Source organism: Streptomyces sp. NPDC048295 (genome assembly GCF_040652135.1).
Lineage (GTDB): Bacteria > Actinomycetota > Actinomycetes > Streptomycetales > Streptomycetaceae > Streptomyces.
This window is the reverse complement of record NZ_JBEZLL010000005.1, coordinates 312,786-334,958: the sequence shown is the minus strand read 5'-3', so window position 1 is coordinate 334,958 and position 22,173 is coordinate 312,786. Positions and strand designations below refer to the sequence as shown.

The window sequence follows — 22,173 nt, the reverse complement described above, 5'->3', positions numbered from 1 at the left end:
CCCCGGGAGCGCCCGGCCGCCGCCGGGCGCTCCTTCGGCTGTCCGTCCGTCGCTCAGCAGGCGGGTGGCTCCAGCAGCCAGTTCAGGATCCTGGGCAGCGCGTGCAGTGCGTCGAAATGCGCTGCCGCCGGTTCCACCACGACGGTGGAGTTCGGGATGCGTTCGGCCAGCCAGCGGGAGTGGCCCACCGGGGAGAACACGTCCTTCTCGCCGTGCCACAGCATCACGGGACCCGTGATGTCCGCGGGGTCGAATCCCCACGGATTGCTGAAAGCGAGCGCGTCGTCGATCCAGCCCCAGGCGGAAGTGCGCAGCCCCTCACGGTAGTTGCGCAGCAGCATGGTGCGGACACCGGCGTCGTTGACCACCATCCGGTCGGAGTCGGTCAGCTCCTGGCGCAGATCGTCGATGAGCCGGACCGGGTTCTTCCTGATCACCGCGGACCGCGAGATGAACGACTCCGCGAGTCCGTCCGGATCGGCCGCAGCGGTGGAGTACGCCAGCACGTTGGAGGCGGCCATCCCGTCGAACCAGTCGAGACCGTCGGCCCCCCACGGGGCCAGCCCGACCAGCGCGGCGGTACGTGTCACCCGCTCGGGCATCAGCGCCGCGCAGGCCAGGGCGTGCGGGGCGCCACCGGAACGGCCCACCACGGCGAACCGGTCGAGACCGAGGTGGTCGGCGATGGCCCGTACGTCCTGCACGGCATCGGCGACACAGCGGCCCGGCAGCCGGTCGGACTCGCCGTAGCCCGGCCGGTCGTAGGTGATCAGCTGGGTCTTGCGCTGGTACAGGACCATGCCGCGCGGAGCCGGACCGAGCCTGCTGCCGGGCATTCCGTGCAGCAGGAAGACCGGTCTGCCGCGGGGATCCCCGAGACGCTCCACCACCAGATGCCGCCCGTCCGTCGCGCGCACCCGACTACGCACTTGGCGCCTCCTCCGTATGGCGGGCACAGCGTGCCCGACTTTTCCTACCCGATTTGATGATGGCTCATCAGAGCCCTTACCGGGACGGGGTGTTGAGAAACAACAAGGGGGTGTTCGGGGGCGCACCCGACCCCCGCACAGGACCCGTACGGCCGGTCGGCGGCGCCGGGCGCGGGTTTCACCGCCCGCCGGGAGCCGCGCCGATGACGACCGTGCGTGCCCATTCGGGCGGGGAGCCCGGGACGTAGGAGGGATCGTCCTCGTCCCACCCCCGGGGGAACAGGCCCACCACCGTCCGGCACGACGGCTGCGCACTCGGCCACGGGGTCTGGCCGTCGGTCAGGACCACGACGACATCGGGCCGCGGTTGCAGCCGCAGGGCCTTGGCGAAGCCCGAGCGCAGGTCCGTGCCCCCGCCGCCGACCAGCGGGATTCCCTCGGCACGGCACAGCGGATGTGCGACCCGGGCCGCCGCGTCGCAGGACAGGACGGTGACCAGGTCCCGGCGGCCGCCGACGGAGCGGGAGATCGCGGCGACCTCCAGGAGCGCGCTGCCCAGTTCGGTGTCACTGACCGAAGCGGACGTGTCGATGACCACGGCGACCCGGGGCGGTGTGCGCCTCAGGCTCGGCAGGACGGCGCCGGGCACACCGGCCGAGCGCCGTGACGGCCGGCCGTACGTGTAGTCGTCACCCGCTCCGGACCCGGACGCGGCCGAGCGTACCGCCGCACCCAGCAGCTCCCGCCACGGCTGCGGCGGGTGGAACGCCTCCTCGGCCCACCGCTTCCACCCCTTCGGGGCGTTGCCCGGACGGCCGGTGATGCCCTGCGCCACCCGGAACCTGACCGCGTCCCGCTCCTGTTCGCTGAGGCCGTGCGCGCCGTCCGGCCCGAGGTCCCACTCCCGCTCCAGTCCGTCGGCGCCGCTGCCGCAGTCCAGCCAGGCCAGGTCCTGGGTATGCGGCCCGAGCCGGAACTGACGCAGATAGTCCTCCATGAGCTGCCCCTCGGGCAGACCCAGGAAGGCCGGATCGACGACGCCCTCCGGCCGGGCCAGGCCCTCGCCGAACACGTCGTCGTTGATCTCGCAGTCGGCGGCGATGTTCATCCGCAGCCGTTCCGCGGTGCCGGTCAGTCCGCGCTCCCGAGCGACCCGGTCGCTGCGCCCGTGGTGGTCGCGCAGCAGGTGCGACACCTCGTGCACCCAGACCCCGGCCAGTTCCTCCACCGGGGTCCGGTCCACGAAACCGGGCGAGACGTAGCACCGCCAGTGCCGGTCGACGGCCATCGTCGGTACCCGCCGTGACTCCACGACACCCAGGGCGAACAGGGCCGTGGCCAGGTAGGGGCGGGCCCGGACGGCTTGCAGCCGGGCGGCGAAGAGCTTGTCGAGGTCGAGCGCCCCCGGCTCGCCGGGTGTCATCGGCCGGCCCTCGCGGCGACCGCTTCCCGGTCCGCCGTCCGGGCCGCCGCCCGGTCCGCCCGCCGGGACAGGGACACCGCTCCGGCGAGCTGCTCGATCGATGCCGGAACGTCCCAGTCCGCCCGGCGCAGCGAGGCGAGCGTGGTCGCCGGGACGACCACCACGTCCGGGGCCCCGGACTCCAGCGCTCGGACCAGGAGCGCCCACGCCGCGTCCCAGCGGGACTTCTCCGGGCGGTTGCGGACCGCCGCCACCACACCGTCGAGCACGGCCTGCCGCAGATCCCCGCGCTCGGGCAGGTCGGCCCCCGCCGGGTCGGCGAGCAGTGTCTCGGGGTCCGGCAGGTCCATTCGGTCCAGGCTCGCCAGCAGCTCCAGCCCCGGACCGTCCCCCACGGTGCCCCTGACCAGCTGGGAGAGCACGTCCCTGGAGGAGCCGGCCGCGGTCGCGAACGCGATCAGGGACAGCGTCATGTCCCAGCTCCGGGGCGACGGCCAGGGGCCGCCCCGGCGTGTCTCACCGCTGGGCAGCCGGTGCACGAGTGCCGGGCGGGCGGAGAGGAGCCCGCACACCGCGCGGCGGGCGAAGTCCACGGCCTCCGGCAGCCGTTCGGGGGCGAGCCGCGGCAGCGTCGCCCTCGGCCAGGTCCCGCCGAGGCCGCGCACCACCACCTCGTGGTCGTGGGTCCACTGGAGATGTACGAACCGGTTGGCCAGCGGCGGACTCAGCTCCCAGCCGTCGGCCGCCGAGGAACGCGGATTGGCGGCGGCCACGATCCGTACCCCGGGCGGCAGTTGCAGGGCGCCGATCCGCCGTTCCAGTACGAGCCGGAGCAGGGCGGCCTGGACGGCCGGCGGCGCGGTGGACAGCTCGTCCAGGAACAGCAGCCCCCGGCCGGCCCGTACCAGCCGCACCGCCCAGTCCGGCGGTGCCATCGGGACGCCCTGTTCGGCGGGGTCGTCGCCGACGATGGGCAGCCCCGAGAAGTCGGACGGCTCATGGACGCTGGCGATGACCGTGGTCAGCGGAAGGTCCAGGGAGGCGGCGAGCTGGGTGAGGGCGGCGGTCTTGCCGATGCCGGGCTCGCCCCACAGGAGTACGGGCAGATCGGCGGCCACGGCCAGGGTCAGGGCCTCCAGCTGGGTGTCGGGGCGGGGTTCGGTGGTGGTGTCGCGCAGCAGGGCCGTCAGCTCACCGGCGATGTCGAGCTGGGAGACGGGGTCCTGGCCGGCGGGAGTTTCGGGCATGACGAAAGGGGTGCGTACGGGCATGGGTGATCACCTTCGGGTCGTGGTGAGTGTGCGGAGAGGTCAGGGGGCCGGGTCAGCGGCGGACCGCGTGGCGCGGGTGCGCGCGGCGGTGGGCGGGGCGGCTGCGGTACGGATGGAGGCGGTCGGGTCCTTCGACCAGTCCGGCCCGGAACAGCCCGTAGGTGATCCGCTGCCGCGCCGCCGCCTCCAGCTCGTCCCGCAGTTCGCCGCTGCGCAGCAGAGCGCCGGGGCCCAGCAGGCCCTCGACGACGGCCAGCGCACCGGCGATGTCGCCGTGGTCCAGGCGTTCGCGTACGCCGGTGAGGCAGTCCGGACGGCGGTGGGCCTCGTCGATGGCCTGGAGACAGGGCAGCGGAGTGCCGGTCAGGGCGACCAGCAGTTCCTCGCGGCGGATCTCGGCCGGGTCGTGGTCGAGCGGGGCCAGTACCCCGTCGACCAGGCCGATCCGGTGCCGGGCGCCCCGGCATTCCACCAGGCGTGGCTGTCCCGCGCGGTCCACAGGCCGTACCGGGCCGGCCGGTGGACGGTCCGGTGCCAGTGCCGCGGCGACCAGCGGATGCAGCCGGCCGGCCCCGATCGCACCGGTACGGAGCAGATCGAGGTCCGGCAGCACCCAGGTCGCCGCGTCGGGCAGGACGGGCGGCGCGGCGGAGCCCCCGTCCGTGGCCGGGGAAGCGGACGCGACCCGCAGCGCGGGCGGCCCGGAGCCGTCCCCGTCCGGGGCCAGATCCAGGAGCAGCCGGTGTCCGGCCCCGAGCCGCACGGCGACGGTCCCGGCGGCCCGTCCCCCGGCCCGGAGCAGGATCCTCGCCTCGTCCGCCCACCGGTCGACGGCGCAGCGGCGTCCCGGCGGCACCGTCTCCAGCACATCGGGAGGCACCGCGGTCCGGCCGTCGGCGGGCGGCCCGTCGGCCCCGGACCGGATCCGCAGCTCACCGGCCCTGCGCGCGTCCCACAGATGGCGGTGCAGGTCCAGGCGGAACCGGGGGTTCGGGCGGTGGTGCGGATGGCGGCGGGCATCGGCCCCGGAGTCGGATCCGTCCCACAGCGCGAGCCCGATCCGCTGACCGGCATCCGCCCAGGCGGGCGGAGTCCGCACCACCAGATGCACCGGGCGCACGCCGCCGGGCCCCTCGGTGTCGTACCGGGCCAGAGAGACCGTCAGGCCCGGACGCAGCAGTCCGCGAGGGGCGATCCTGGGCAGGTGCCAGCGCAGCAGGTCGGGAGCCAGATGGCGCAGATCGTCCCGGATCCGGGACGCGAGGTCCCGGCCATGGGTGCGGGCCACGGACCGTGGAGTGAGATCGACGTCGACGCCTGCGGCGGCGCAGGCCCCCGACCAGTCGCCGGTATGACGGCGGGCGGTCGCGGTCTCGATCATGGAGGGCGGCACGGCGAACTCTCGCACGCGCAGCCAGAAGGAAAGGCGGGAATCCTCGTTCGCGGTCTGAGTGAGCATCAGCACTCACCTTGCGCGGACAGGTCCCCCGATCTGATATCGGAGTGAGTTGTCATCGCGGGCAGCGTAGTTCCTTCTCCTTTGATCCGCCAGGTACTTGTGCCGGGGTGCGTGGGCGCGAACCGGCAGGTGCTGCGAACCGTGCGAACGAAGCGCATGTTTCAATATCTGCGCCGTCGGGGTGAATCATGTGAATTGTTCGGGGAGGGGCCTCATGGCCGGACCGGATCGTCGGCTGGTGCAGACCGCGGTCATAGGCAGTGCCGCATCGGGTCTGGGCATCGTCCTGCCGCAGGAGGCCGACGAGCTCCGGCGTCTGCGGCGGCGGCATCCGACGTACACCTACTGGTGCGGCACCCAGCTCGGCGGTTGCGGCAGCAAGCTGTCCGACCGGCTCTGTGCGGACAAGGTCTGCCACTTCGCCCACGCGCCGAATGCCTCCTGCCGGCGCAGGGCCAACGGCGTGAACAGCGCGGACCACCTCTTCATCAAGCAGGGCCTCGCGCGCTGGGCCCGCGGGAGCGGTGTCGACGCGCGGGCCGTGCTGCGTGATCTGGGTTCGGGTCCGGGGGACGCCGTCGACTTCCGGGTCCGTGGCAGCCGGCAGCGGGTGCGCTTCCAGTTCCGGAGGCTGACGCACCCCGAATGGTGTTCCGCGGGCGAGGAGCTGGAGCGCGACGCGGCAAGCCTGGACTGGGTCTTCGGGCCGGGTTCCGTCCACCCGGAGACCGTGGCGGAGATGTACGGGAGGTTCGGCCACGTACTCCGCTTCCGGTTCGGGACCGAGGGTGTGACGCGGCGTATCCGGATCAGGGCGGAGGAGGCGTCGGGCAGCACCGACTGGGTGCCGCTCGACGCCTGCGCGATGACGCCGGAGGGGCTGCGGGTTCCGGGTGCGGAGAGGCGAAGGCGCACGAGCCGACCCGCCGTGGCGCCGCCGACCGCGCCGGACGGTACGGCCCCTGCCCGGGCGCCCGTTGCTCCGGGTGCTCAAGCGTCCCTCGCTCCCGGGCGGGGCTCCTCGGCGGACGCCTCCGGCCGGCGGCCCGCCGCCGGTGCGGCCCGTCGGCCGGGCCCGGGCGCCGGCCCGCTCGTGCGGAAGGTCCAACGTCTGGTGGCGGAGCTGAACGTGCTCGCGGCACCGGCGGAGGCCGGTCTACGGACGAAGGCCGAGCGGCTGGACAGTGAGGCGGCGGCGTGGGCCGTGCGGTACGGGCGGCTGACGAGTGCGGACTTCTGGTCCGGCAGGGCCACGAAGGTCGCGGCCCAGGGGGAGTCGCTGGCCGGCCGGCTGGAGAAGCTGGCGCAGGACCTGGGGTGACGCGCCGGCGGGGCCCGGTCAGGCGGGATTCGAGCCGAACGGCGGCCGTTCGCCGCTGAGTTCCTCCGGTGTGCGGCGCATGGCGACCAGGAGGGTGACGGCCGTGCCCACCACCGCCCACGCGGACAGCACCAGCAAGGGGCCGGTGACCGCGTTGCCCTTGAAGTAGGCGATCGAGCGCGCCACCCAGGTGCCCGCCCCGGGTGGCAGTGCGGGACCGATCGCCCGCCAGAAGTCCGGGATCATCGGCAGCGGGTAGGCGCCGCCGGCGCTCGGGTTGCCCGCGATCACCACGATCAGGACGGCCAGGCCGATGCCGACGATGCCGGTGAGCGCCTGGAGGGCGAGAGTGATCATGCCGACCGCGAAGACGGTCAGCGCGCCCAGGCCCGACAGGCCCCAGAAGCTTCCGGGCAGGGCGCCCAGGATCGGGCCGATGATGATCGCGCCGCCGATTCCGCCCACGATCGAGTACAGCGCCATGACGCCGGTCCGGATCACCGCGCGCTGACGGTTGGCGGGCTTGGCGCCCGCACTGATCGCCAGGATCGAGGCGCAGAGGTAGCCGCCGACGCACCAGCCGACGACCAGGTAGAACGACGAGATCCCGTTGAAGTCCTGGTCGGAGGCGGGGGCCAGGTCCACGGTCCGTACCGTGCGCTGCCGGGTCCGCTCGACCTCCGTGACGATCTTCGTCAGGGTGGTGGCCAGCGAGGTGCCGCCGCCGGAGGCGACCAGCAGGGTGTCGGTCGTGCCCCTGGGGTCGACGATCAGGGCGCCGTCGATCCTGCGGTCGAGGATCTGCTCGCGGGCCGTGGCCGCGTCGGCGAGCGTGCGGGGGTCCAGCGGGCCGCCGGGGAGGTCCTTCAGTTCGGTGAGGAGCCGCGCGGAGATCTGCTGGGGTGCGACGAGGCCGAAGGGCACGTCCGTCGGCTTCGGCTTGTGCAGTGCCCCGACGTAGGACGCGATGAACAGCAGTTGCAGTCCGAGCACGCCGATGACGAGCAGTGCGGCCCGTGGAGTGACGGCGTTCTTCACCTCGTCAGCGAAAGTCATGCCCCCACGCTCCGGGGCATCGGCCGTTCGTGCAGTCGGGACTGGACCGAATGGCTGACCGGACCCCTCGCCGATCACCGGCCCGGGGCCGGGGGCTCTTTCCCCACTCCGGGTATCGTACGAATGTTCGAAACTTGGTCTATGGTGGAGAGCGAGGGGGGTGAGTGCGGATCGGTTCAGGAGGTGCGGGTGCCCGGGTTCACGCATCTGCATACCGTTTCCGGGTTCTCCCTGCGGTACGGGGCATCGCACCCGGAGCGGCTGGCGGAGCGCGCCGCCCAGCGGGGCATGGACGCTCTGGCCCTGACCGACCGGGACACGCTCGCGGGCGCGGTCCGCTTCGCCAAGGCCTGCGAGGGCGCCGGGGTGCGGCCGCTCTTCGGGGTGGAGCTCGCGGTGGATTCCGCGGCGGCGGAGCATACGGGAGAGGGCGGGCGTACGCATCGGCTGCGGACCCCGGTCCGCGGCGGCGCCTTCGTCGACGAATCCGCGCCCCGGGTCACCTTCCTCGCCCGGGACGGCGCCCTGGGCTGGGCGGAGCTGTGCCGTCTCGTCACCGCCGCCCACGTCCCCGCGCCCGACGGCGCCGGACAGCCCCTGGTCGGCCGGTCCGAGCTGCCCGCCGAAGGGCTCACCGTGCTGCTCGGTCCCGCCTCCGACGTCGGCAGGGCACTGGCCGCCGGCCGCCCGGACCGGGCCGCCGCGCTGCTCGCCGACTGGCGGGAGATCTACGGCGACGACCTGCGCCTCGAAGCCGTCCACCACGGCCGCGAGGGCACCGGGCCCGGCTCGTTGCGGCTCGCCGCCCGTACCGTCGGCCTCGCCGCCGAGCAGGGGGTGCGGGCCGTGCTGACCAACGCCGTCCGGTACGCCGACGCCGGGCAGGGCCCGGTCGCCGATGTGCTCGACGCGGCCCGTCGGCTGGTGCCCGTCGACCCCCGCCGCGCCCCGCTCGACAGCGGGGAACGCTGGCTGAAGGACGCCCGCGCGATGGCGGAGACCGCCGGGCGGATCGCCTCGGCCGCGGGCCTCGGCCGGGACGCCGGGGAGCGGCTGCTCGCGGAGACCCGGCGCACCGCCGACGCCTGCGTCGTCGACCCCGAGGGCGACCTCGGTCTCGGCTCCGTCCACTTCCCCGAACCGGAGCTCGTCGGCGCCGGGCGGCGCACCGCCCAGCGGGTGCTGGCCTCCCGCGCGGCCGCGGGCATGGTGCTGCGCGGCTACGACCGCAGGCGCGACTACTGGGAGCGGATGCACCAGGAGCTGGACATCATCGCCCACCACGGCTTCGCCTCCTACTTCCTGACGGTCGCTCAGGTCGTCGATGACGTAAGGGCGATGAAGGTGCGGGTCGCCGCCCGGGGCTCCGGAGCGGGCTCCCTGGTCAACCACCTCCTGGGGATCGCGCACGCCGATCCGGTCGAGCACGGGCTGCTGATGGAGCGCTTCCTGTCCAGGCGCCGCTTCGTGCTGCCCGACATCGACATCGACGTGGAGTCCGCCCGCAGGCTCGACGTCTACCGCGCGATCATCGGACGCTTCGGCACCGAACGGGTCGCGACCGTCGCCATGCCCGAGACCTACCGGGTGCGCCACGCCATCCGGGACGTGGGCGCCGCGCTCTCCATGAACCCGGCCGAGACCGACCGGCTCGCCAAGGCCTTCCCGCACATCCGGGCCCGCGACGCCCGCGCGGCCATGGAGGAACTGCCCGAACTGCGCGAAGTGGCACGGGAGAAGGACCGGTACGGGCGGCTCTGGGAGCTGGTGGAGGCGCTGGACGGGCTGCCGCGCGGCATCGCCATGCACCCGTGCGGGGTCCTCCTCTCGGACGCCACGCTGCTGCGCCGCACCCCCACCGTGCCCACCAGCGGCGACGGTTTCCCGATGGTGCAGTTCGACAAGGAGGACGTGGAGGACCTGGGGCTGCTCAAGCTCGATGTGCTGGGTGTGCGGATGCAGTCGGCGATGGCGCACGCGGTCGCGGAGATCGGGCGGGCCTCGGGACGGGACGTGGACCTGGACGCGGTGGAGCCGGACGACCCGGAGACGTACCGGCTGATCAGGAGCGCCGAGACGCTGGGCTGCTTCCAGATCGAGTCGCCGGGCCAGCGCGACCTGGTCGGCAGGCTCCAGCCGGCCGGCTTCCACGATCTGGTGGTCGACATCTCGCTGTTCCGTCCCGGGCCGGTCGCCGCCGACATGGTCCGGCCGTTCATCGAGGCCCGGCACGGCCGGACCCCCGCGCGCTACCCGCACCCCGACCTGGAAGGACCGCTGCGCGAGACGTACGGAGTGGTCGTCTTCCACGAGCAGGTCATCGAGATGGTCGACATCATGACCGGCTGCGGCCGGGACGAGGCCGACCGGGTGCGGCGAGGACTCTCCGACCCCGAATCGCAGGGCCGGATCAAGGTGTGGTTCGCGCGGCGGGCGGCGGAGAGGAAGTACGACGCCGAGGTGATCGCCCGGACCTGGGAGATCATCGAGGCGTTCGGCAGCTACGGCTTCTGCAAGGCGCACGCGGTCGCCTTCGCCGTGCCGACGTACCAGTCGGCCTGGCTCAAGGCGCACCACCCGGCGGCCTTCTACGCCGGGCTGCTCACCCATGACCCCGGGATGTACCCGAAGCGGCTGCTGCTCGCGGACGCGCGGCGGCGCGGGGTGCCGGTGCTGGGACTGGATGTGAACCGGTCGGCGGCCACCCATCGAATCGAACTGGTGTCTGATGGTGAGGGAGGGGAGGGCGTCTGGGGAGTGCGGCTCGCACTCTCGGACGTCCATGGCATCGGCGGGGCCGAGGTCGCCCGGATCGAGGCCGGACAGCCCTACGCCTCGCTGCTGGACTTCTGGCAGCGGGCCAGGCCGGGCAGGCCGGCCGCCGAACGGCTGGCCCGGGTGGGCGCGTTGGACGCGTTCGGCACCAACCGGCGCGATCTGCTGCTGCACCTGTCCGAACTGCACCGAGCCCAGCGGGGCACGGGCTCCGGCGGCTCCGGCGCACAGCTCCCCCTCGGCGGCGGGCACCGGACCGGCTCCGTGGGCCTGCCCGACCTCAACGACGCGGAACGGCTCAGCGCCGAGCTGGGCGTCCTGAGCATGGACGTCTCCCGCCATCTGATGGACGATCACCAGGCCTTCCTGAAGGAGCTGGGCGCGGTCTCCGCCAAGCGGCTGCGCGAGGCGCGGCACGGGGAGACCGTGCTGGTCGCGGGCGCCAAGGCGGCCACCCAGACCCCACCGGTCCGCTCCGGCCGCCGGGTCGTCTTCACCACCCTGGACGACGGTACGGGCCTGGTCGACCTGGCCTTCTTCGACGACAGCCACGCCGCCTGCGCGCACACCGTCTTCCACTCCTGGCTGCTGCTGGTGCGTGGAGTGGTGCAGCGGCGCGGACCACGGAGCCTGAGCGTGGTCGGCTCGGCCGCCTGGAACCTGGCGGAGCTGGCCGAGCTGCGCCGCACCGGCGGACTCGACGCGGTCGCGGACCGGCTGGCGGCACGGCCCCCGGCCGGGGAGGCTCCCGGCGACGGTGACAACGGCCGCCGCATCCAGCTGCCGACGGGGTACGAGATGAACCCCTGGGCCGACCTCCGGCCGCCCGGCGAGGGCGCCGCCACCGGCAGGAAGCTGTGGCACCAGAGCCCGGGGAGCGCGGGATGAGCACCGCACCCGACGCACCGGGAATCCTGTACCTGCGGTTCCGCAGGATCGGCGGCGGCCTCCCGGACGGCGCCGGCTACGAGGGGCTGCTCGCCCTGCTCGGCGCGTTCACCCCGGTGGTCGAGGCGGTCCCGCCCGACGGGGCGCTCGCCGATGTGCGCGGCGCGCTGCGCTACTTCGGGCAGGACGCGAAGGGGCTGGCCTCGGTGATCCGGATCCGCGCGCTCGCCCTGCACGGCGTGGACTGCGCGATCGGGGCGGCGGAGAACCCGATGCTGGCCCGGACGGCGGCACGGCAGGCCGCACCGGGGACGACCTTCGTGGTGCCCGGCGGCGGGGGAGCGGAGTTCCTCGCGGACCGGCCGGCCGCGGCGCTGGACGGAGTCGGTGCGGCGACGGCCCGCACCCTGTGCGGATACGGGCTCGACTCCGTCGGCCGGATCGCGGCGGCCCCGCTCGGCACCCTGCAGCGGATCACCGGCGTACGGACCGGACGCGAACTGTGGGAGCGGTCGCGCGGCATCGACCGTACGGCGGTCGTGCCGGGCGCCGCGGCCCGGTCGATCGCCGCCGAACGCTCCTTCCCGCGCGACGAGCTGGACCCGGAGCGGCAGCGCCGCGCCCTCATGTCGCTCGCCGAGGAGCTGGGGGCCAGGATGCGCGGGGACGGCCAGGTCTGCCGCGGCCTCGCGGTCCTTGTGCGCTACGCCGACCGCACCGGATACTCGACGCTGACCCGTAGCCGTGTGCTCCGCGAACCCACCGCCCACTCCGCGGCGCTCACCGCACTCGCGTACCGGATCCATGACTCGTTCGCCCTGCAACGGGCCCGGGTGCGGGGGATCGGGCTGCGCGCCGAGGGGCTGACGGACGGCGAGCGGGCCCCGCACCAGCTCTCCTTCGACCCGGTGGACGAACGGGCGCGCCGGATCGAGGCGGTGGCGGACCGGCTGCGGGCCAGGTACGGCCCACGGGCCGTGATACCGGGGCGGCTCGCCGCCTGAACCCTCCCCAGGACCGCTCCGGCTGAGGGATCGCCACTTTTTACCGACGCGTAACTTCCCACGCCACCTTACTCGCGCGTAATTTGACCGGGGAACACGGAAGAATTCAGCAGTCAGACTTGTGGTCCGGGCCGCAGGGTGTACAGACATCGCAACTCCCTTGAGCCGCAAGGAGACCACACGATGCTGCCCTGGACACGTGCGCCGCGTACCCCACGTGCGCGGAGGACCCTCGCCGCACTGCTCCTCGCCGTCGCCGCAGTCGCCACCCCCACGGCCACTGCCGCTGCAGCCGCCCCCGCCACGGCCGCCTCCCGCGGCTGGAACGACTACTCCTGCAAGCCCTCCGCAGCCCATCCCCGCCCCGTCGTCCTGGTCCACGGAACCTTCGGGAACTCGATCGACAACTGGCTGGTCCTCGCCCCCTACCTCGTCGACCGGGGCTACTGCGTCTACTCGCTCGACTACGGCCAGCTGCCCGGCGTGCCGGTCTTCAACGGCCTCGGCCCGATCGACAGGTCGGCCGGCCAGCTCGCCTCGTTCGTCGACAAGGTGCTCGCCGCCACCGGCGCGGACAAGGCCGACCTGGTGGGCCACTCGCAGGGCGGCATGATGCCGAACTACTACCTCAAGTTCCTGGGCGGCGCCGCCAAGGTGAACGCCATGATCGGGATCGCCCCCGACAACCACGGCACCACCCTGCTCGGCCTGACGAAACTGCTGCCGTACTTCCCGGGAGTGGAGGACCTGCTGAACGCCAGCACACCCGGCCTCGCCGACCAGGTGGCGGGCTCCCCGTTCGTCACCAGGCTCAACTCGCTCCCCGACACCGTGCCCGGAGTGCACTACACCGTCATCGCGACCAGGTACGACGAGGTCGTGACCCCGTACCGCACGCAGTTCCTGGACGGGCCGGACGTGCGCAACGTCCTGCTCCAGGACCTGTGCCCGGTCGACCTCTCCGAGCACGTGGCGATCGGCACCGTCGACCGGATCGCCTTCCACGAGGTGGCGAACGCCCTGGACCCGTCGCGCGCCACCCCCACCACCTGCGCCTCGGCCGTCGGATAGCACCGACGCGCGGGAAGCGGCGGTACGAGGGGTCCGGGAGCGATCCCTCGTACCGGCGATCCCCGCACCGGGCGGCCCGGACGGCAGCGGCGGCTGGCACGATCTACCCATGACGACGATCGACTGGGACTCCGCAGCCGACTCCTTCGACGAGGAACCCGACCACGGGCTGCTCGACCCGGCCGTCCGGCACGCCTGGGCACAGCGGCTGGAGAGCTGGCTGCCCGGCGGGCGCTCCGAGGTGCTCGACCTGGGGTGCGGCACCGGGAGCCTGGCCCTGCTCGTCGCCGGGCAGGGCCACCGGGTCACCGCCGTCGACCGCTCCCCGCGCATGGTGGAGCAGGCCCGGGCCAAGCTCACCGGCACGGGCACCGAGGTGCTCGTCGGCGACGCGGCGCAGCCGCCGGTCGGCAAGCAGCAGTTCGACGTGATCATGGTCAGACATGTGGTGTGGCTGCTGCCCGACCCGGCCGGGGCCCTGCGCCACTGGTTCACCCTGCTGCGGCCGGGCGGCCGGCTGATCCTGATCGAGGGCGTCTGGGGCGGCGTCGGCCTCTCCTCCGAGCGGCTGACCGGACTGCTCTCGGAGTTCACCGAACGCATCCACCACGAGCGGCTCTCGGACGATCCGGCGCTGTGGGGCAAGCGGGTCGACGACGAGCGCTACGCCCTGGTGGCCCGCGCCCAGCCGCCGCACCGGCACACCGAGGTCGTCGATGTGCATCTGATCCTCCGCCGCGGCCCCGAGGTCCTGCTCGCCCGCCGGGCCGGCACGGGGTACGCGGACGGGCTGTTCAACGGCCCGTCCGGACATGTCGAGGACGGCGAGGACGTCCGCGAGGCGATGATCCGGGAGGCCGCCGAGGAGATCGGTGTCGAACTCGGTCCGGACGAGCTGCGGGTCGCCCTGGTCATGCAGCACCGCGGCCCCGGCGGCAGACCCAGGACCGGCTGGTTCTTCGAGGCGGAGTACGACCCCGGCCGCGAGCCGTACAACCGTGAGCCGGGCAAGTGCTCCGAGCTGGCGTGGTTCGCGCTGGACGCCCTGCCGGACGACATGGTCGCCTACTCGCGGGCGGCGCTCGACGGCTACCGCGCGGGCGAGCACTTCCTGATCCACTGGCACGAGGACGGCGACACCGTGGCGTACCAGCCGCACGGCATCCGCCGCGCGGTCCCGCTGCCCGCCGGCGGGGCGGGCACCGGCGGGGTGCACCACATCGAGCTGTGGGTGCCCGACCTGGCGGTGGCCGAGCGGGGCTGGGGCTGGCTCCTGGGCGAGCTGGGCCATCTCCCGTACCAGCGCTGGGAACACGGGCGGAGCTGGCGGCGCGGCGACAGCTATGTGGTGGTCGAGCAGTCGCCCGACCTGGCCCCGGGGCCGTACGACCGCCGCCGCCCCGGGCTCAACCACCTCGCGTTCCACGTCGGTGACCGGGCCGCCCTCGACGCCCTGGTGGCCAGGGCCCCGGAGCACGGCTGGCGGCCGCTCTTCGAGGACCGCTACCCGCACGCGGGCGGTGACGGACACATCGCCGCCTATCTGGAGGACGCCGCGGGGTACGAGGTGGAGCTGGTCGCCGGAGCCCGGCAGCCGCGCCCGGCACCGGAGGAACCGGCGCCGTACACCGATGTGTGGGCGCGGCGCCGGGACTGAGGGGCGTTCGGGCCCGGTCGGCCGGTGCCGCGTCAGAGGACCGGGGTGCGGCTCCAGGGCCGGGCGGACTCGATGGCCCGCGCGACGCGGAACACCGTGGTGTCGTCATAGGTGCGTCCGACGACCTGCACCCCGGTCGGCACGCCGGTCGAGGCGAAACCGGACGGCACGCTCAGCACCGGGCAGCGGCCGGCGATGTTGAACGGGGTGGTCATCGCGGACTCCAGGTAGAAGTCCAGCTCGACGCCGTTGATCACGACCTTGGTCGAGAGATGGTCGTCGTCCGCCCTGAGCGCCGGGACGGCGGTCGTCGGGCACAGCAGGACGTCGTAGCGGTCCAGCAGCACACCGAGCGTCGTCTGCACCCCGGCCTCGAGCTCAAGGCCCTGGAGGAAGCTGCCGGGCTCGCGGACGGCCTCGGCGGCCCGCCGGGCGAAGTCGAGCGCGTACGTGGTGAGCAGGTCACCGTGCTCGGCGGCGACCGAAGCGATGTACGGGCCGAAGACCGAGCCGAAATGGATCATCGCGGCCCGCATCACGTCCGCCCGCGCGATGGGGACCTCCACCTCCTCGACGACGGCACCGGCCGCGCGCAACGCCTCAGCGACCGCACGGGTGTTGGCCTCGACCTCGGGATCGACCGGCCAGTCCCCGAGAGTGACCGAGAGCGCCACCCGCAGGCCCTCGGCGCTCTCGAACCGCTCGGGCAGGACGAGTTCGGACCGCAGCGAGACGGCGTCCAGCGGGTGAGGTCCCGCGATGACGTTCTCCAGCAGGGCGCAGTCGGCGACAGTGCGCGCCATCGGGCCGTCGTGGCAGTACGTGTCGAGATTGAAGGGCGTCATCGCCGGCACGCGCCCGTAGGGCGGCTTGAAGCCGACCGTGCCCGTGCACGAAGCGGGGATGCGGATCGAGCCGCCGATGTCGGAGCCGGTCGCGAGCGTCGTCTCGCCCGCCGCGAGTGCGGCGCCCGCGCCGCCCGAGGAGCCGCCCGGGGTGAACTCCGTGTTCCACGGGTTCCGGGTGACGCCCCACAGCCGTGACTGGGTGTAACCCGCGCAGCTGAACTCCGGGGTCGTGGTCCGGGCGTGCACGATGCCGCCGGCGGCCCGGACCCGCTCGATCACCGGGTGTGTCCGCTCGGCGATCTCCCCCCGGAACGCCAGCGAGCCGTCCGTGCTGAGGCGTCCCGCGATCGGCTGCTCCTCCTTCGTCGCGACGGCCAGGCCCTCCAGTGCGCGGGGTGCTTCGCCCTTGCCCCCGTAGCGGGCCTCGGCCTCGCGGGCGGCGGCGAGCGCCTCCTCGAAGGTCTGCTCGGCCAGGGCGTTGATCTTCGGCTCGACGGCTTCCGCACGCGCGATGACCGCGGTCATCAGCTCGACCGGTGACAGGGAGCGGTCACGGAAGCGGCGCAGGGCCTCGGTGGCGGACAGATGGGCGAGGTCGGTGAGGTCGGTCATACGAGGGTCCTTCGAGGTGAACCGGAGGGGCTTGGGAGTCGGGTACGGGGGGCCGTCAGGAGGCGGAGTACACCCGCGATCCCCCCACGTAGGTCTGCAGCACCCGGGCCGTGTGGATCTGCTCGGCCGGCGCCGTGAAGATGTCCCGGTCGAGGACCACCAGGTCGGCTAGGTGGCCCGGCCGCAGCGTTCCGGCGTCGTCCATGCCGTTGACGTGGGCCGAGCCCGCCGTGTACGCCGCGACGGCGGTGGCGAGGTCGAGCCGCTGCTCGGGCAGGAAGACCCGGCCGTCGGTCTCCCCGGGCTGCATCCGGTTGACGGCGACATGGATTCCGGCGAGCGGGTCGGGACTGCTCACGGACCAGTCGCTGCCCGCAGCGAGGGTGGCGCCGGCCCGCAGCAGGGAACCGAAGGGGTACTGCCGGGCGGCGCGCTCGGGGCCCAGGAAGGGGATGGTCAGCTCGTCCATCTGCGGCTCGTGCGAAGCCCAGAGCGGCTGGATGTTGGCTATCGCCCCGAGCCCCGCGAAGCGCGGGATGTCGTCGGGGTGGACCACCTGGAGGTGGGCGAGGTGGTGCCGGGTGGCACGGCGGCCGTTCGCGGTGCGGGCCGCCTCGACCGCGTCCAGCGCCTCGCGCACCGCGCGGTCGCCGAGGGCGTGGAAGTGCACCTGGAAGTCGAGCGCGTCGAGCTCGGTGACGTACGCGCGCAGCGCGAGCGGGTCGACGAAGCTCAGGCCGCTGTTGGCGGTGGCGCAGCCGCAGCCGTCCAGGTAGGGGGTGGTCATCGCGGCGGTGAAGTTCTCCGCGATGCCGTCCTGCATGATCTTCACCGAGCCGGCCCGGAACCGGCCGTGGGCCAGCTCCTCGCGGCGGGAGACCAGCTCCGGGATCTGGTCGGCGCCCCGGGCGCGGTCCCACCAGAGCGCACCGTTGACCCGGGCGGTGAGGGTTCCTTCGCGGGCGGCGGTGAGATACGCGTCGGAGGGGTCGGGCTGGCCGTTGAACACGCCGAGCAGGGCGTCCTGCCAGCCGGTGATCCCGAGCGAGTGGAGCAGCCGCTGCGCGCGCAGCAGGCCGTCGAGACGGTCGGCGGCGGTCTTCTCGGGTACCAGCCGGGCCACCAGGCCGGTGGCGCCTTCCTGGAGGACGCCGCTCGGTGTGCCGTCGTCCTCCCGTTCGATCCGGCCGTCGCCGGGGTCCGGGGTGTCCCGCCCGACGCCGGCGAGTTCGAGCGCGCGGGTGTTGGCCCAGGCGCCGTGGTGGTCGCGGTTGACCAGGTACACCGGCCGGTCCGGCACCACCGAGTCGAGCAGCTGCCTGGTCGGCAGGCCGCCCTCGAAGCTCTCCATGGACCAGCCGCCGCCGGTGATCCAGGTGCTGTCCGGGTGGGCCTGGGCGAACTCGCGTACGAGGCGCAGGTATGCGTCGGCCCCCACGGTGCCGCTGAGGTCGCACTCGGCGAGCTCCAGACCGCCGTAGACGGCGTGGATGTGGGAATCCTGGAAGCCGGGGAGCAGCAGTCTGCCCCTGAGGTCGACCACTTCGGTCTTCGGGCCGATCAGCTCCCGGACCTCGTCGTGGCCGACGGCGGAGATCCGCTCCCCGGTGACGGCGAGGCTGCTCGCTCGGGTGCGGGCGGCGTCGCCGGTGTGCACGGGGCCTTGGGTGAAGACCAGATCGGCCTGGGTCATGGGAGGTGCTCCTGGTGGGTCGGCGGTCCGAGGGGGGCCGCTGGAGGGAACGAGCTGTCACGGTCCGCACCGCGTGTCGGCGGCGCGGACCGTCACACGGCGGTGCTGGGCTCGACGTCGACGGAGGGGACGCGGGCCGGGACGAAGTAGGGCGACCGGTGGTGCCAGCGGGCCCATGCGGCGGCCAGCAGCCCGGAGCCGATCATCAGGACCGGGACGAGCAGTGCGAACCATCCGTTGTCGGCGGAGACTTCGAAGTGATCGGTGGAACGGTAGAAGGTCCAGGCGAGGTAGCCGCCGGTGGCGAGCAGCGTGAGCGCACCCAGCACCGGACCGACGACGGCGCGCAGGGACTCCAGCGGTGAGGTGCGCAGCAGATGGCGGAAGCGCACCGCGGCGGCCGCGGCGGTGAGGGCGTAGTAGAGGGCGACGACGATGCCGATCGCGTTGACGGCGGCGAATATCAGATCGCTGACGGTGGGGATGGCCAGCGCCAGCGCGGCGAGGGCCAGGGAGATCGCGGTGATCAGCAGGGTTCCGGCGGCGGGGGTTCTGTGCCTGGGGTGCAGCCGCGTCCAGACGGGGCCGAGAACGCCGTCGCGGCCCATCGCGTACATCCCGCGGGCGGTGGGGATGACCGAGGCCTGGAGCGACGCCACCGCGGAGAACATGAGGGCGATGAGCGGCAGGGCGGCCAGCGGCTGGTCGGCGAGCTCGGCGCCGAAGTAGGCGAGTCCCTGCGCGCCGTTGTCGGCCAGTTCGTCCAGGGGCAGGACCCGCTGGAAGGCGGTGCCGGCGAGCAGGAAGAGGAGCAGCATGACGGTCAGCGCGATGAACCCGCCGCGGGAGGCGTCCCGCGGGTCGCCGACCTCCTCGCCGACGCTGAAGACCGACTCGAAGCCCCAGTAGCAGAAGACCGCGAGCACCATGCCCTGGGCGAGGGCGGCGGCCGAGGGGATGTCGAAGGGGTTGAACCACTGGAACGAGAAGGGCTGGTCACCGGCGAACAGACCGTAGCCGCAGAACGCGAGCAGCACGCCGTACTCGAAGATCAGCAGGTACTTCTGGAGACGCGCCGCGAGGTCGAGTCCGCGTACCGCGACCAGAGCGGCGGCGACCAGGACGGCCATGCCGAGCAGGGTGGACTGGAAGGTGGAGTCCGGGTCGAGGGTCAGGCCCCCGATGCTGTGGAGGGTGGCCTGACCCAGCAGCTGGATGATCGCCGAGCCCGTGATCGTGGTGGTGTAGGCCATGAACACGATGGTGCCGACGACGTTGACCCAGCCGGTCAGGAAGCCCAGCCAGGGACTGAAGATGCGGCCGACCCACTGGTAGCTGCTGCCCGCGTTCGGTTCTACGCGGTTGAGCCGGCCGTATCCGCCGGCTATGCCCAGCACGGGCAGGAAGGCCAGCAGCATGATCGCCGGCAGGTGCAGGCCGACGATGGTCGCCATCAGGCCGAGTCCGATGCCGATACTGCTGGTGGCCGCGGTGCTCGACGCGGCGAGGACGATGCCGTCGACAACGCCTATGGACTTGCGCATCGCGGCCGGTGGGGCCTGGTCGCCGCTGTCCGGCGTGGTGCTTGCGTTCTTCACTGGTACCACCAACGGTCGTCGCCTTGCTCAGGGGAAGGTGGCCGGAGGGCCCGGATGGCAGGTCATGAAACCGTTGCCCTCTTCACACGTCAATGGTGTTGTCATAAGCTCCGCGCCATGAATGAGCGCGTGGTTCCGGAGCCGCAGCGGCGGCGCAGAAGGCCGACGAAACAGGGCACGGTGCTGTCCGAACAGGTCATCGTGGAGACGGCTCTGAGGCTGGTCGGCCAGCATGGCGCGGATGCTCTGACGGTCCGGCGGCTGGGCGCCGCACTGGGCGCCGACCCCAGTGCGCTCTACCGGTACTTCCACAACACCGACGATCTGCTGCTGGCGGTCGCCGACGAGCTCATCGGCCGTGCCCAGCAGGGCTGGCGGCCCACCGGCGCGTGGCGCAGCGACCTGTGCGAACTGGGCCTGCGCGTCCACGCCTCGTACCAGGCGCACCCGCAGGCCGCTCTGCTGGCGGCGCACCGGACGACCGGGCGGAACAACGAGACGCGGGTCGTGGAGGCGATCCTCGGCATACTCCGGTCGGCGGGCTTCCCCGACCGGGAAGCGGTACGGATCTACCACGCCTTCGTGGACCAGGCGCTCGCCTTCGCGGCCCTGGACGCGGCGGCCCTCGCCCTGCCGGCACCCGCGCAGACGGCCGATCTCCAGGTGTGGCAGCACCGCTACGGCCGCCTGGACGCGGGCGCCTACCCCCATATCGCCGCCACCGTGCGGCTGCTGGCCGACGACATGATGCTCAGCGGCTATCCGTTCGCGCTGGAGCTGCTCCTCGACGCCGCCGAGGCGAGGCTTCCCGAGGCGGCGGAGAGCGGCTGAAGTCCGGCGCGGGCGCGGGCGGGGCGGACAGCCTCGGCCGGTCTTGCGTCTACGCTGTTGACATCGATTCGGGACCGGAGTCCGATGGCGGCACCACGGACTTTGGGGCCGGAGTCCGATCGCGGCACCACGGACACGACCGCTCCACGCCCCACCCGGTCACGGGCCCCGGCGGCCGGGGCGGCGTACCGGGCCCGTGCGGACGGGAGATCCGGCCGGTGCGACGTCCGGCTCAAGACCCTCGACCGGCCGGGCCCGGCGGCCGTGCGGGTCAGACCAGCAACGACGCGAGGCCCTCCGTGCGGGCCAGGTGCTCCAGCTCGTCCAGTGCCCGGCGCGCCGCCCCGGCCGCCGCCGGATCGCGTCCGGCGAGACCGCTCTCCTCGAACTCGTCCTCGTCCAGCCGCAGTACGGACGAGCCGTCCGCCGACACCCACAGATCGAGGTCGAGGTCCTCCACCAGAAGCTGTCCGTCGCGCAGCACCGCGGGCCGGGCGATGTCGCAGTACCAGCCCTTGAGCCCGCCCTCGCCGGTGCGGACCTCCTTCACGGCGAACCAGCGGTCGCGCCAGTAGTGCTCGGTGAAGACATCACCCGGCTCGAACCGTACGAAGCCGAAGTCACGGACCCCCGGAGCCGCCCACGGCGCACGCACCGTGACCCGCACCCCGTCGTCGCGGACCACGTCCGCCGGATACCGGATCTTGGTCCGCCCGGCCTTCACCAGGGCGACCTCCAGCGTGTTCTCAGCCGAGCCTGCGGACATGGCGCACCTCCGTGGCACAGATCTCGTAACCGAACCATTGATTGACCGCCAGCATCGGGCCGTTGTCCGCGTCATTGCCGGTGTACGCGTCCGTGTACCCGGCGGCGCGCGCCCGGTGCAGCGAGTCGTTCTTGGCGAGCTTGGCCAGGCCCCGGTTGCGGTACGCCCGGCGGGTGCCGGTCATCCCGGACATGTACCGGGTCAGGCCGTCGGTCTCCGCGGCGCTGAACGCCGCCACCTCCCCGTCCACCACCGCGACCGAGGTGAGCTCGTGGTCGAGCGCGGGGGAGCGCCAGGTGTGGTTGAGCCAGTCCTCGTAGTCGGTCAGTTCCATCGGGGTGTCGCTCGGCTCGTCGGCCGTGGTCTCCGCGTCCGCCTCGAAGAGCGGGCGCGGGTCGTCCGCGAAGTCCGCGGCGGTACGCAGCTCGACGCCGGGCGGCGGCTCCTGACGGGGCGGCAGCGACCCGCCGGCCAGGTCGAGGTGGAGGAAGTGCGCCGGACGGCTCGGCGTATAGCCGCGCCTCTCGGCGAAGGCCAGGTTCGGCGGGGTGTCGAGCACCCAGGTGTAGACCGAGGTCGCGCCCTCCCGCGCCAGGTACTCCTCGGCCGTGCTGAGCAGCAGCGCACCCGCCCCGCGCCCGGTGCGCTCCGGATGCGTGTACGTGTTGCAGAACCCCTGACCGGGTTCGGGGCTGTCGTGGACGAGGCCGACCTGCGCGGTCCCGATGAGCTCCCCGTCCTCCTCGGCGACCAGCAGCCGGGCGCGCTTGTCCGGGTGCGCCGAGGCCAGTTCGAAGGTGACGCACTCGGGCGTCGTCACCATGAAGGGCAGGGCGGCGCGCCGGATCCGTACCCAGTCCTCCGCATCGGCGGGGACGAAGTCGCGAACAATGACAGTCATGGGCCGGACGTTACGCGGGGGCCGCCACCGGTCGCCCCTGAATTTCCGGCGGCGGAGCGGACGTGGGGGA

General features: G+C 73.2%; 16 protein-coding genes. 6 read left to right on the top strand and 10 right to left on the bottom strand.

The features are described from left to right. Nucleotides 1-53: 53 nt before the first annotated feature. The 4 genes from AB0D53_RS10085 to AB0D53_RS10070 form a co-directional block, all read right to left on the bottom strand. Nucleotides 54-929, bottom strand: coding sequence for an alpha/beta fold hydrolase (locus AB0D53_RS10085; protein WP_362442782.1), 876 nt, complete (start codon nt 927-929; stop codon nt 54-56). 178 nt (nt 930-1,107) lie between these two features. Further along, complete coding sequence (locus AB0D53_RS10080; protein ID WP_362442779.1) at nt 1,108-2,352, bottom strand: VWA-like domain-containing protein; 1,245 nt, start codon at nt 2,350-2,352, stop codon at nt 1,108-1,110. Further along, nucleotides 2,349-3,623 carry a MoxR family ATPase gene (locus tag AB0D53_RS10075; protein WP_362442777.1) on the bottom strand — a complete coding sequence of 425 codons (1,275 nt, stop codon included), beginning with the start codon at nt 3,621-3,623 and terminating at the stop codon, nt 2,349-2,351. The genes AB0D53_RS10080 and AB0D53_RS10075 overlap by 4 nt, the downstream gene beginning before the upstream one ends. Nucleotides 3,624-3,675: 52 nt before the next feature. Continuing rightward, complete coding sequence (locus tag AB0D53_RS10070) at nt 3,676-5,082, bottom strand: hypothetical protein (RefSeq protein ID WP_362442774.1); 1,407 nt, start codon at nt 5,080-5,082, stop codon at nt 3,676-3,678. Between the two features lie 214 nt (nt 5,083-5,296). Here AB0D53_RS10070 and AB0D53_RS10065 point away from each other — a divergent pair, with 214 nt between their 5' ends. Beyond that, nucleotides 5,297-6,403 carry a competence protein CoiA family protein gene (locus AB0D53_RS10065; RefSeq protein WP_362442771.1) on the top strand — a complete coding sequence of 369 codons (1,107 nt, stop codon included), beginning with the start codon at nt 5,297-5,299 and terminating at the stop codon, nt 6,401-6,403. An 18-nt stretch (nt 6,404-6,421) separates the two neighbouring features. Here AB0D53_RS10065 and AB0D53_RS10060 read toward each other — a convergent pair whose 3' ends face one another. Next, the gene (locus tag AB0D53_RS10060; protein ID WP_362442768.1) at nt 6,422-7,459 is read right to left on the bottom strand and encodes a DUF3533 domain-containing protein; all 1,038 of its coding nucleotides are present in this window, start codon (nt 7,457-7,459) and stop codon (nt 6,422-6,424) included. A gap of 141 nt (nt 7,460-7,600) precedes the next feature. Between AB0D53_RS10060 and AB0D53_RS10055 the strand changes: the two genes are divergently transcribed. The 4 genes from AB0D53_RS10055 to AB0D53_RS10040 all read left to right on the top strand — a co-directional run bounded on the left by AB0D53_RS10055 (nt 7,601) and on the right by AB0D53_RS10040 (nt 14,854). Continuing rightward, on the top strand, nt 7,601-11,122 hold the full coding sequence (locus tag AB0D53_RS10055; protein ID WP_362442765.1) for a DNA polymerase III subunit alpha: 3,522 nt from the start codon (nt 7,601-7,603) through the stop codon (nt 11,120-11,122). Beyond that, a complete protein-coding gene (locus AB0D53_RS10050; RefSeq protein ID WP_362442762.1) occupies nt 11,119-12,126 on the top strand; it encodes a hypothetical protein in 1,008 nt (335 codons plus the stop codon). Before AB0D53_RS10055 ends, AB0D53_RS10050 begins: the two co-directional genes overlap by 4 nt. Before the next feature lie 183 nt (nt 12,127-12,309). After that, a complete protein-coding gene (locus AB0D53_RS10045) occupies nt 12,310-13,197 on the top strand; it encodes an alpha/beta fold hydrolase (RefSeq protein ID WP_362442759.1) in 888 nt (295 codons plus the stop codon). Between the two features lie 109 nt (nt 13,198-13,306). Further along, nucleotides 13,307-14,854, top strand: a complete 1,548-nt coding sequence (locus tag AB0D53_RS10040) for a trifunctional class I SAM-dependent methyltransferase/NUDIX hydrolase/VOC family protein (protein WP_362442756.1) — start codon at nt 13,307-13,309, stop codon at nt 14,852-14,854. A gap of 32 nt (nt 14,855-14,886) precedes the next feature. Here AB0D53_RS10040 and AB0D53_RS10035 read toward each other — a convergent pair whose 3' ends face one another. From AB0D53_RS10035 to AB0D53_RS10025, 3 genes are all read right to left on the bottom strand, one after another. Further along, complete coding sequence (locus AB0D53_RS10035) at nt 14,887-16,314, bottom strand: amidase (protein WP_362442753.1); 1,428 nt, start codon at nt 16,312-16,314, stop codon at nt 14,887-14,889. A gap of 55 nt (nt 16,315-16,369) precedes the next feature. Continuing rightward, on the bottom strand, nt 16,370-18,007 hold the full coding sequence (locus tag AB0D53_RS10030; RefSeq protein WP_362442750.1) for an amidohydrolase: 1,638 nt from the start codon (nt 18,005-18,007) through the stop codon (nt 16,370-16,372). 92 nt (nt 18,008-18,099) lie between these two features. After that, nucleotides 18,100-19,551 (bottom strand): APC family permease, encoded by a 1,452-nt coding sequence (locus AB0D53_RS10025; RefSeq protein ID WP_362442996.1) that lies wholly within the window; start codon nt 19,549-19,551, stop codon nt 18,100-18,102. Between the two features lie 171 nt (nt 19,552-19,722). Between AB0D53_RS10025 and AB0D53_RS10020 the strand changes: the two genes are divergently transcribed. Beyond that, nucleotides 19,723-20,436 carry a TetR/AcrR family transcriptional regulator gene (locus AB0D53_RS10020; RefSeq protein ID WP_362442746.1) on the top strand — a complete coding sequence of 238 codons (714 nt, stop codon included), beginning with the start codon at nt 19,723-19,725 and terminating at the stop codon, nt 20,434-20,436. Between the two features lie 271 nt (nt 20,437-20,707). On the opposite strand, the gene AB0D53_RS10015 is transcribed toward AB0D53_RS10020, so the two are convergent. Together AB0D53_RS10015 and AB0D53_RS10010 are read right to left on the bottom strand one after the other, a co-directional pair. Further along, nucleotides 20,708-21,202 carry a DUF402 domain-containing protein gene (locus AB0D53_RS10015; RefSeq protein ID WP_362442743.1) on the bottom strand — a complete coding sequence of 165 codons (495 nt, stop codon included), beginning with the start codon at nt 21,200-21,202 and terminating at the stop codon, nt 20,708-20,710. Then, nucleotides 21,183-22,103, bottom strand: a complete 921-nt coding sequence (locus AB0D53_RS10010) for a GNAT family N-acetyltransferase (RefSeq protein WP_362442740.1) — start codon at nt 22,101-22,103, stop codon at nt 21,183-21,185. The genes AB0D53_RS10015 and AB0D53_RS10010 overlap by 20 nt, the downstream gene beginning before the upstream one ends. Nucleotides 22,104-22,173: the final 70 nt, after the last annotated feature.

What these genes read in the sequence shown, in the direction of transcription:
- AB0D53_RS10080 (WP_362442779.1), bottom strand. Translation starts at nt 2,352, where the DNA reads ATGACACCCGGCGAGCCGGGGGCGCTCGACCTCGACAAGCTCTTCGCC.
- AB0D53_RS10075 (WP_362442777.1), bottom strand. Translation starts at nt 3,623, where the DNA reads ATGCCCGTACGCACCCCTTTCGTCATGCCCGAAACTCCCGCCGGCCAG.
- AB0D53_RS10070 (WP_362442774.1), bottom strand. Translation starts at nt 5,082, where the DNA reads ATGCTCACTCAGACCGCGAACGAGGATTCCCGCCTTTCCTTCTGGCTG.
- AB0D53_RS10065 (WP_362442771.1), top strand. Translation starts at nt 5,297, where the DNA reads ATGGCCGGACCGGATCGTCGGCTGGTGCAGACCGCGGTCATAGGCAGT.
- AB0D53_RS10060 (WP_362442768.1), bottom strand. Translation starts at nt 7,459, where the DNA reads ATGACTTTCGCTGACGAGGTGAAGAACGCCGTCACTCCACGGGCCGCA.
- AB0D53_RS10055 (WP_362442765.1), top strand. Translation starts at nt 7,601, where the DNA reads ATGGTGGAGAGCGAGGGGGGTGAGTGCGGATCGGTTCAGGAGGTGCGG.
- AB0D53_RS10050 (WP_362442762.1), top strand. Translation starts at nt 11,119, where the DNA reads ATGAGCACCGCACCCGACGCACCGGGAATCCTGTACCTGCGGTTCCGC.
- AB0D53_RS10045 (WP_362442759.1), top strand. Translation starts at nt 12,310, where the DNA reads ATGCTGCCCTGGACACGTGCGCCGCGTACCCCACGTGCGCGGAGGACC.
- AB0D53_RS10040 (WP_362442756.1), top strand. Translation starts at nt 13,307, where the DNA reads ATGACGACGATCGACTGGGACTCCGCAGCCGACTCCTTCGACGAGGAA.
- AB0D53_RS10035 (WP_362442753.1), bottom strand. Translation starts at nt 16,314, where the DNA reads ATGACCGACCTCACCGACCTCGCCCATCTGTCCGCCACCGAGGCCCTG.
- AB0D53_RS10030 (WP_362442750.1), bottom strand. Translation starts at nt 18,007, where the DNA reads ATGACCCAGGCCGATCTGGTCTTCACCCAAGGCCCCGTGCACACCGGC.
- AB0D53_RS10025 (WP_362442996.1), bottom strand. Translation starts at nt 19,551, where the DNA reads ATGCGCAAGTCCATAGGCGTTGTCGACGGCATCGTCCTCGCCGCGTCG.
- AB0D53_RS10020 (WP_362442746.1), top strand. Translation starts at nt 19,723, where the DNA reads ATGAATGAGCGCGTGGTTCCGGAGCCGCAGCGGCGGCGCAGAAGGCCG.
- AB0D53_RS10015 (WP_362442743.1), bottom strand. Translation starts at nt 21,202, where the DNA reads ATGTCCGCAGGCTCGGCTGAGAACACGCTGGAGGTCGCCCTGGTGAAG.
- AB0D53_RS10010 (WP_362442740.1), bottom strand. Translation starts at nt 22,103, where the DNA reads ATGACTGTCATTGTTCGCGACTTCGTCCCCGCCGATGCGGAGGACTGG.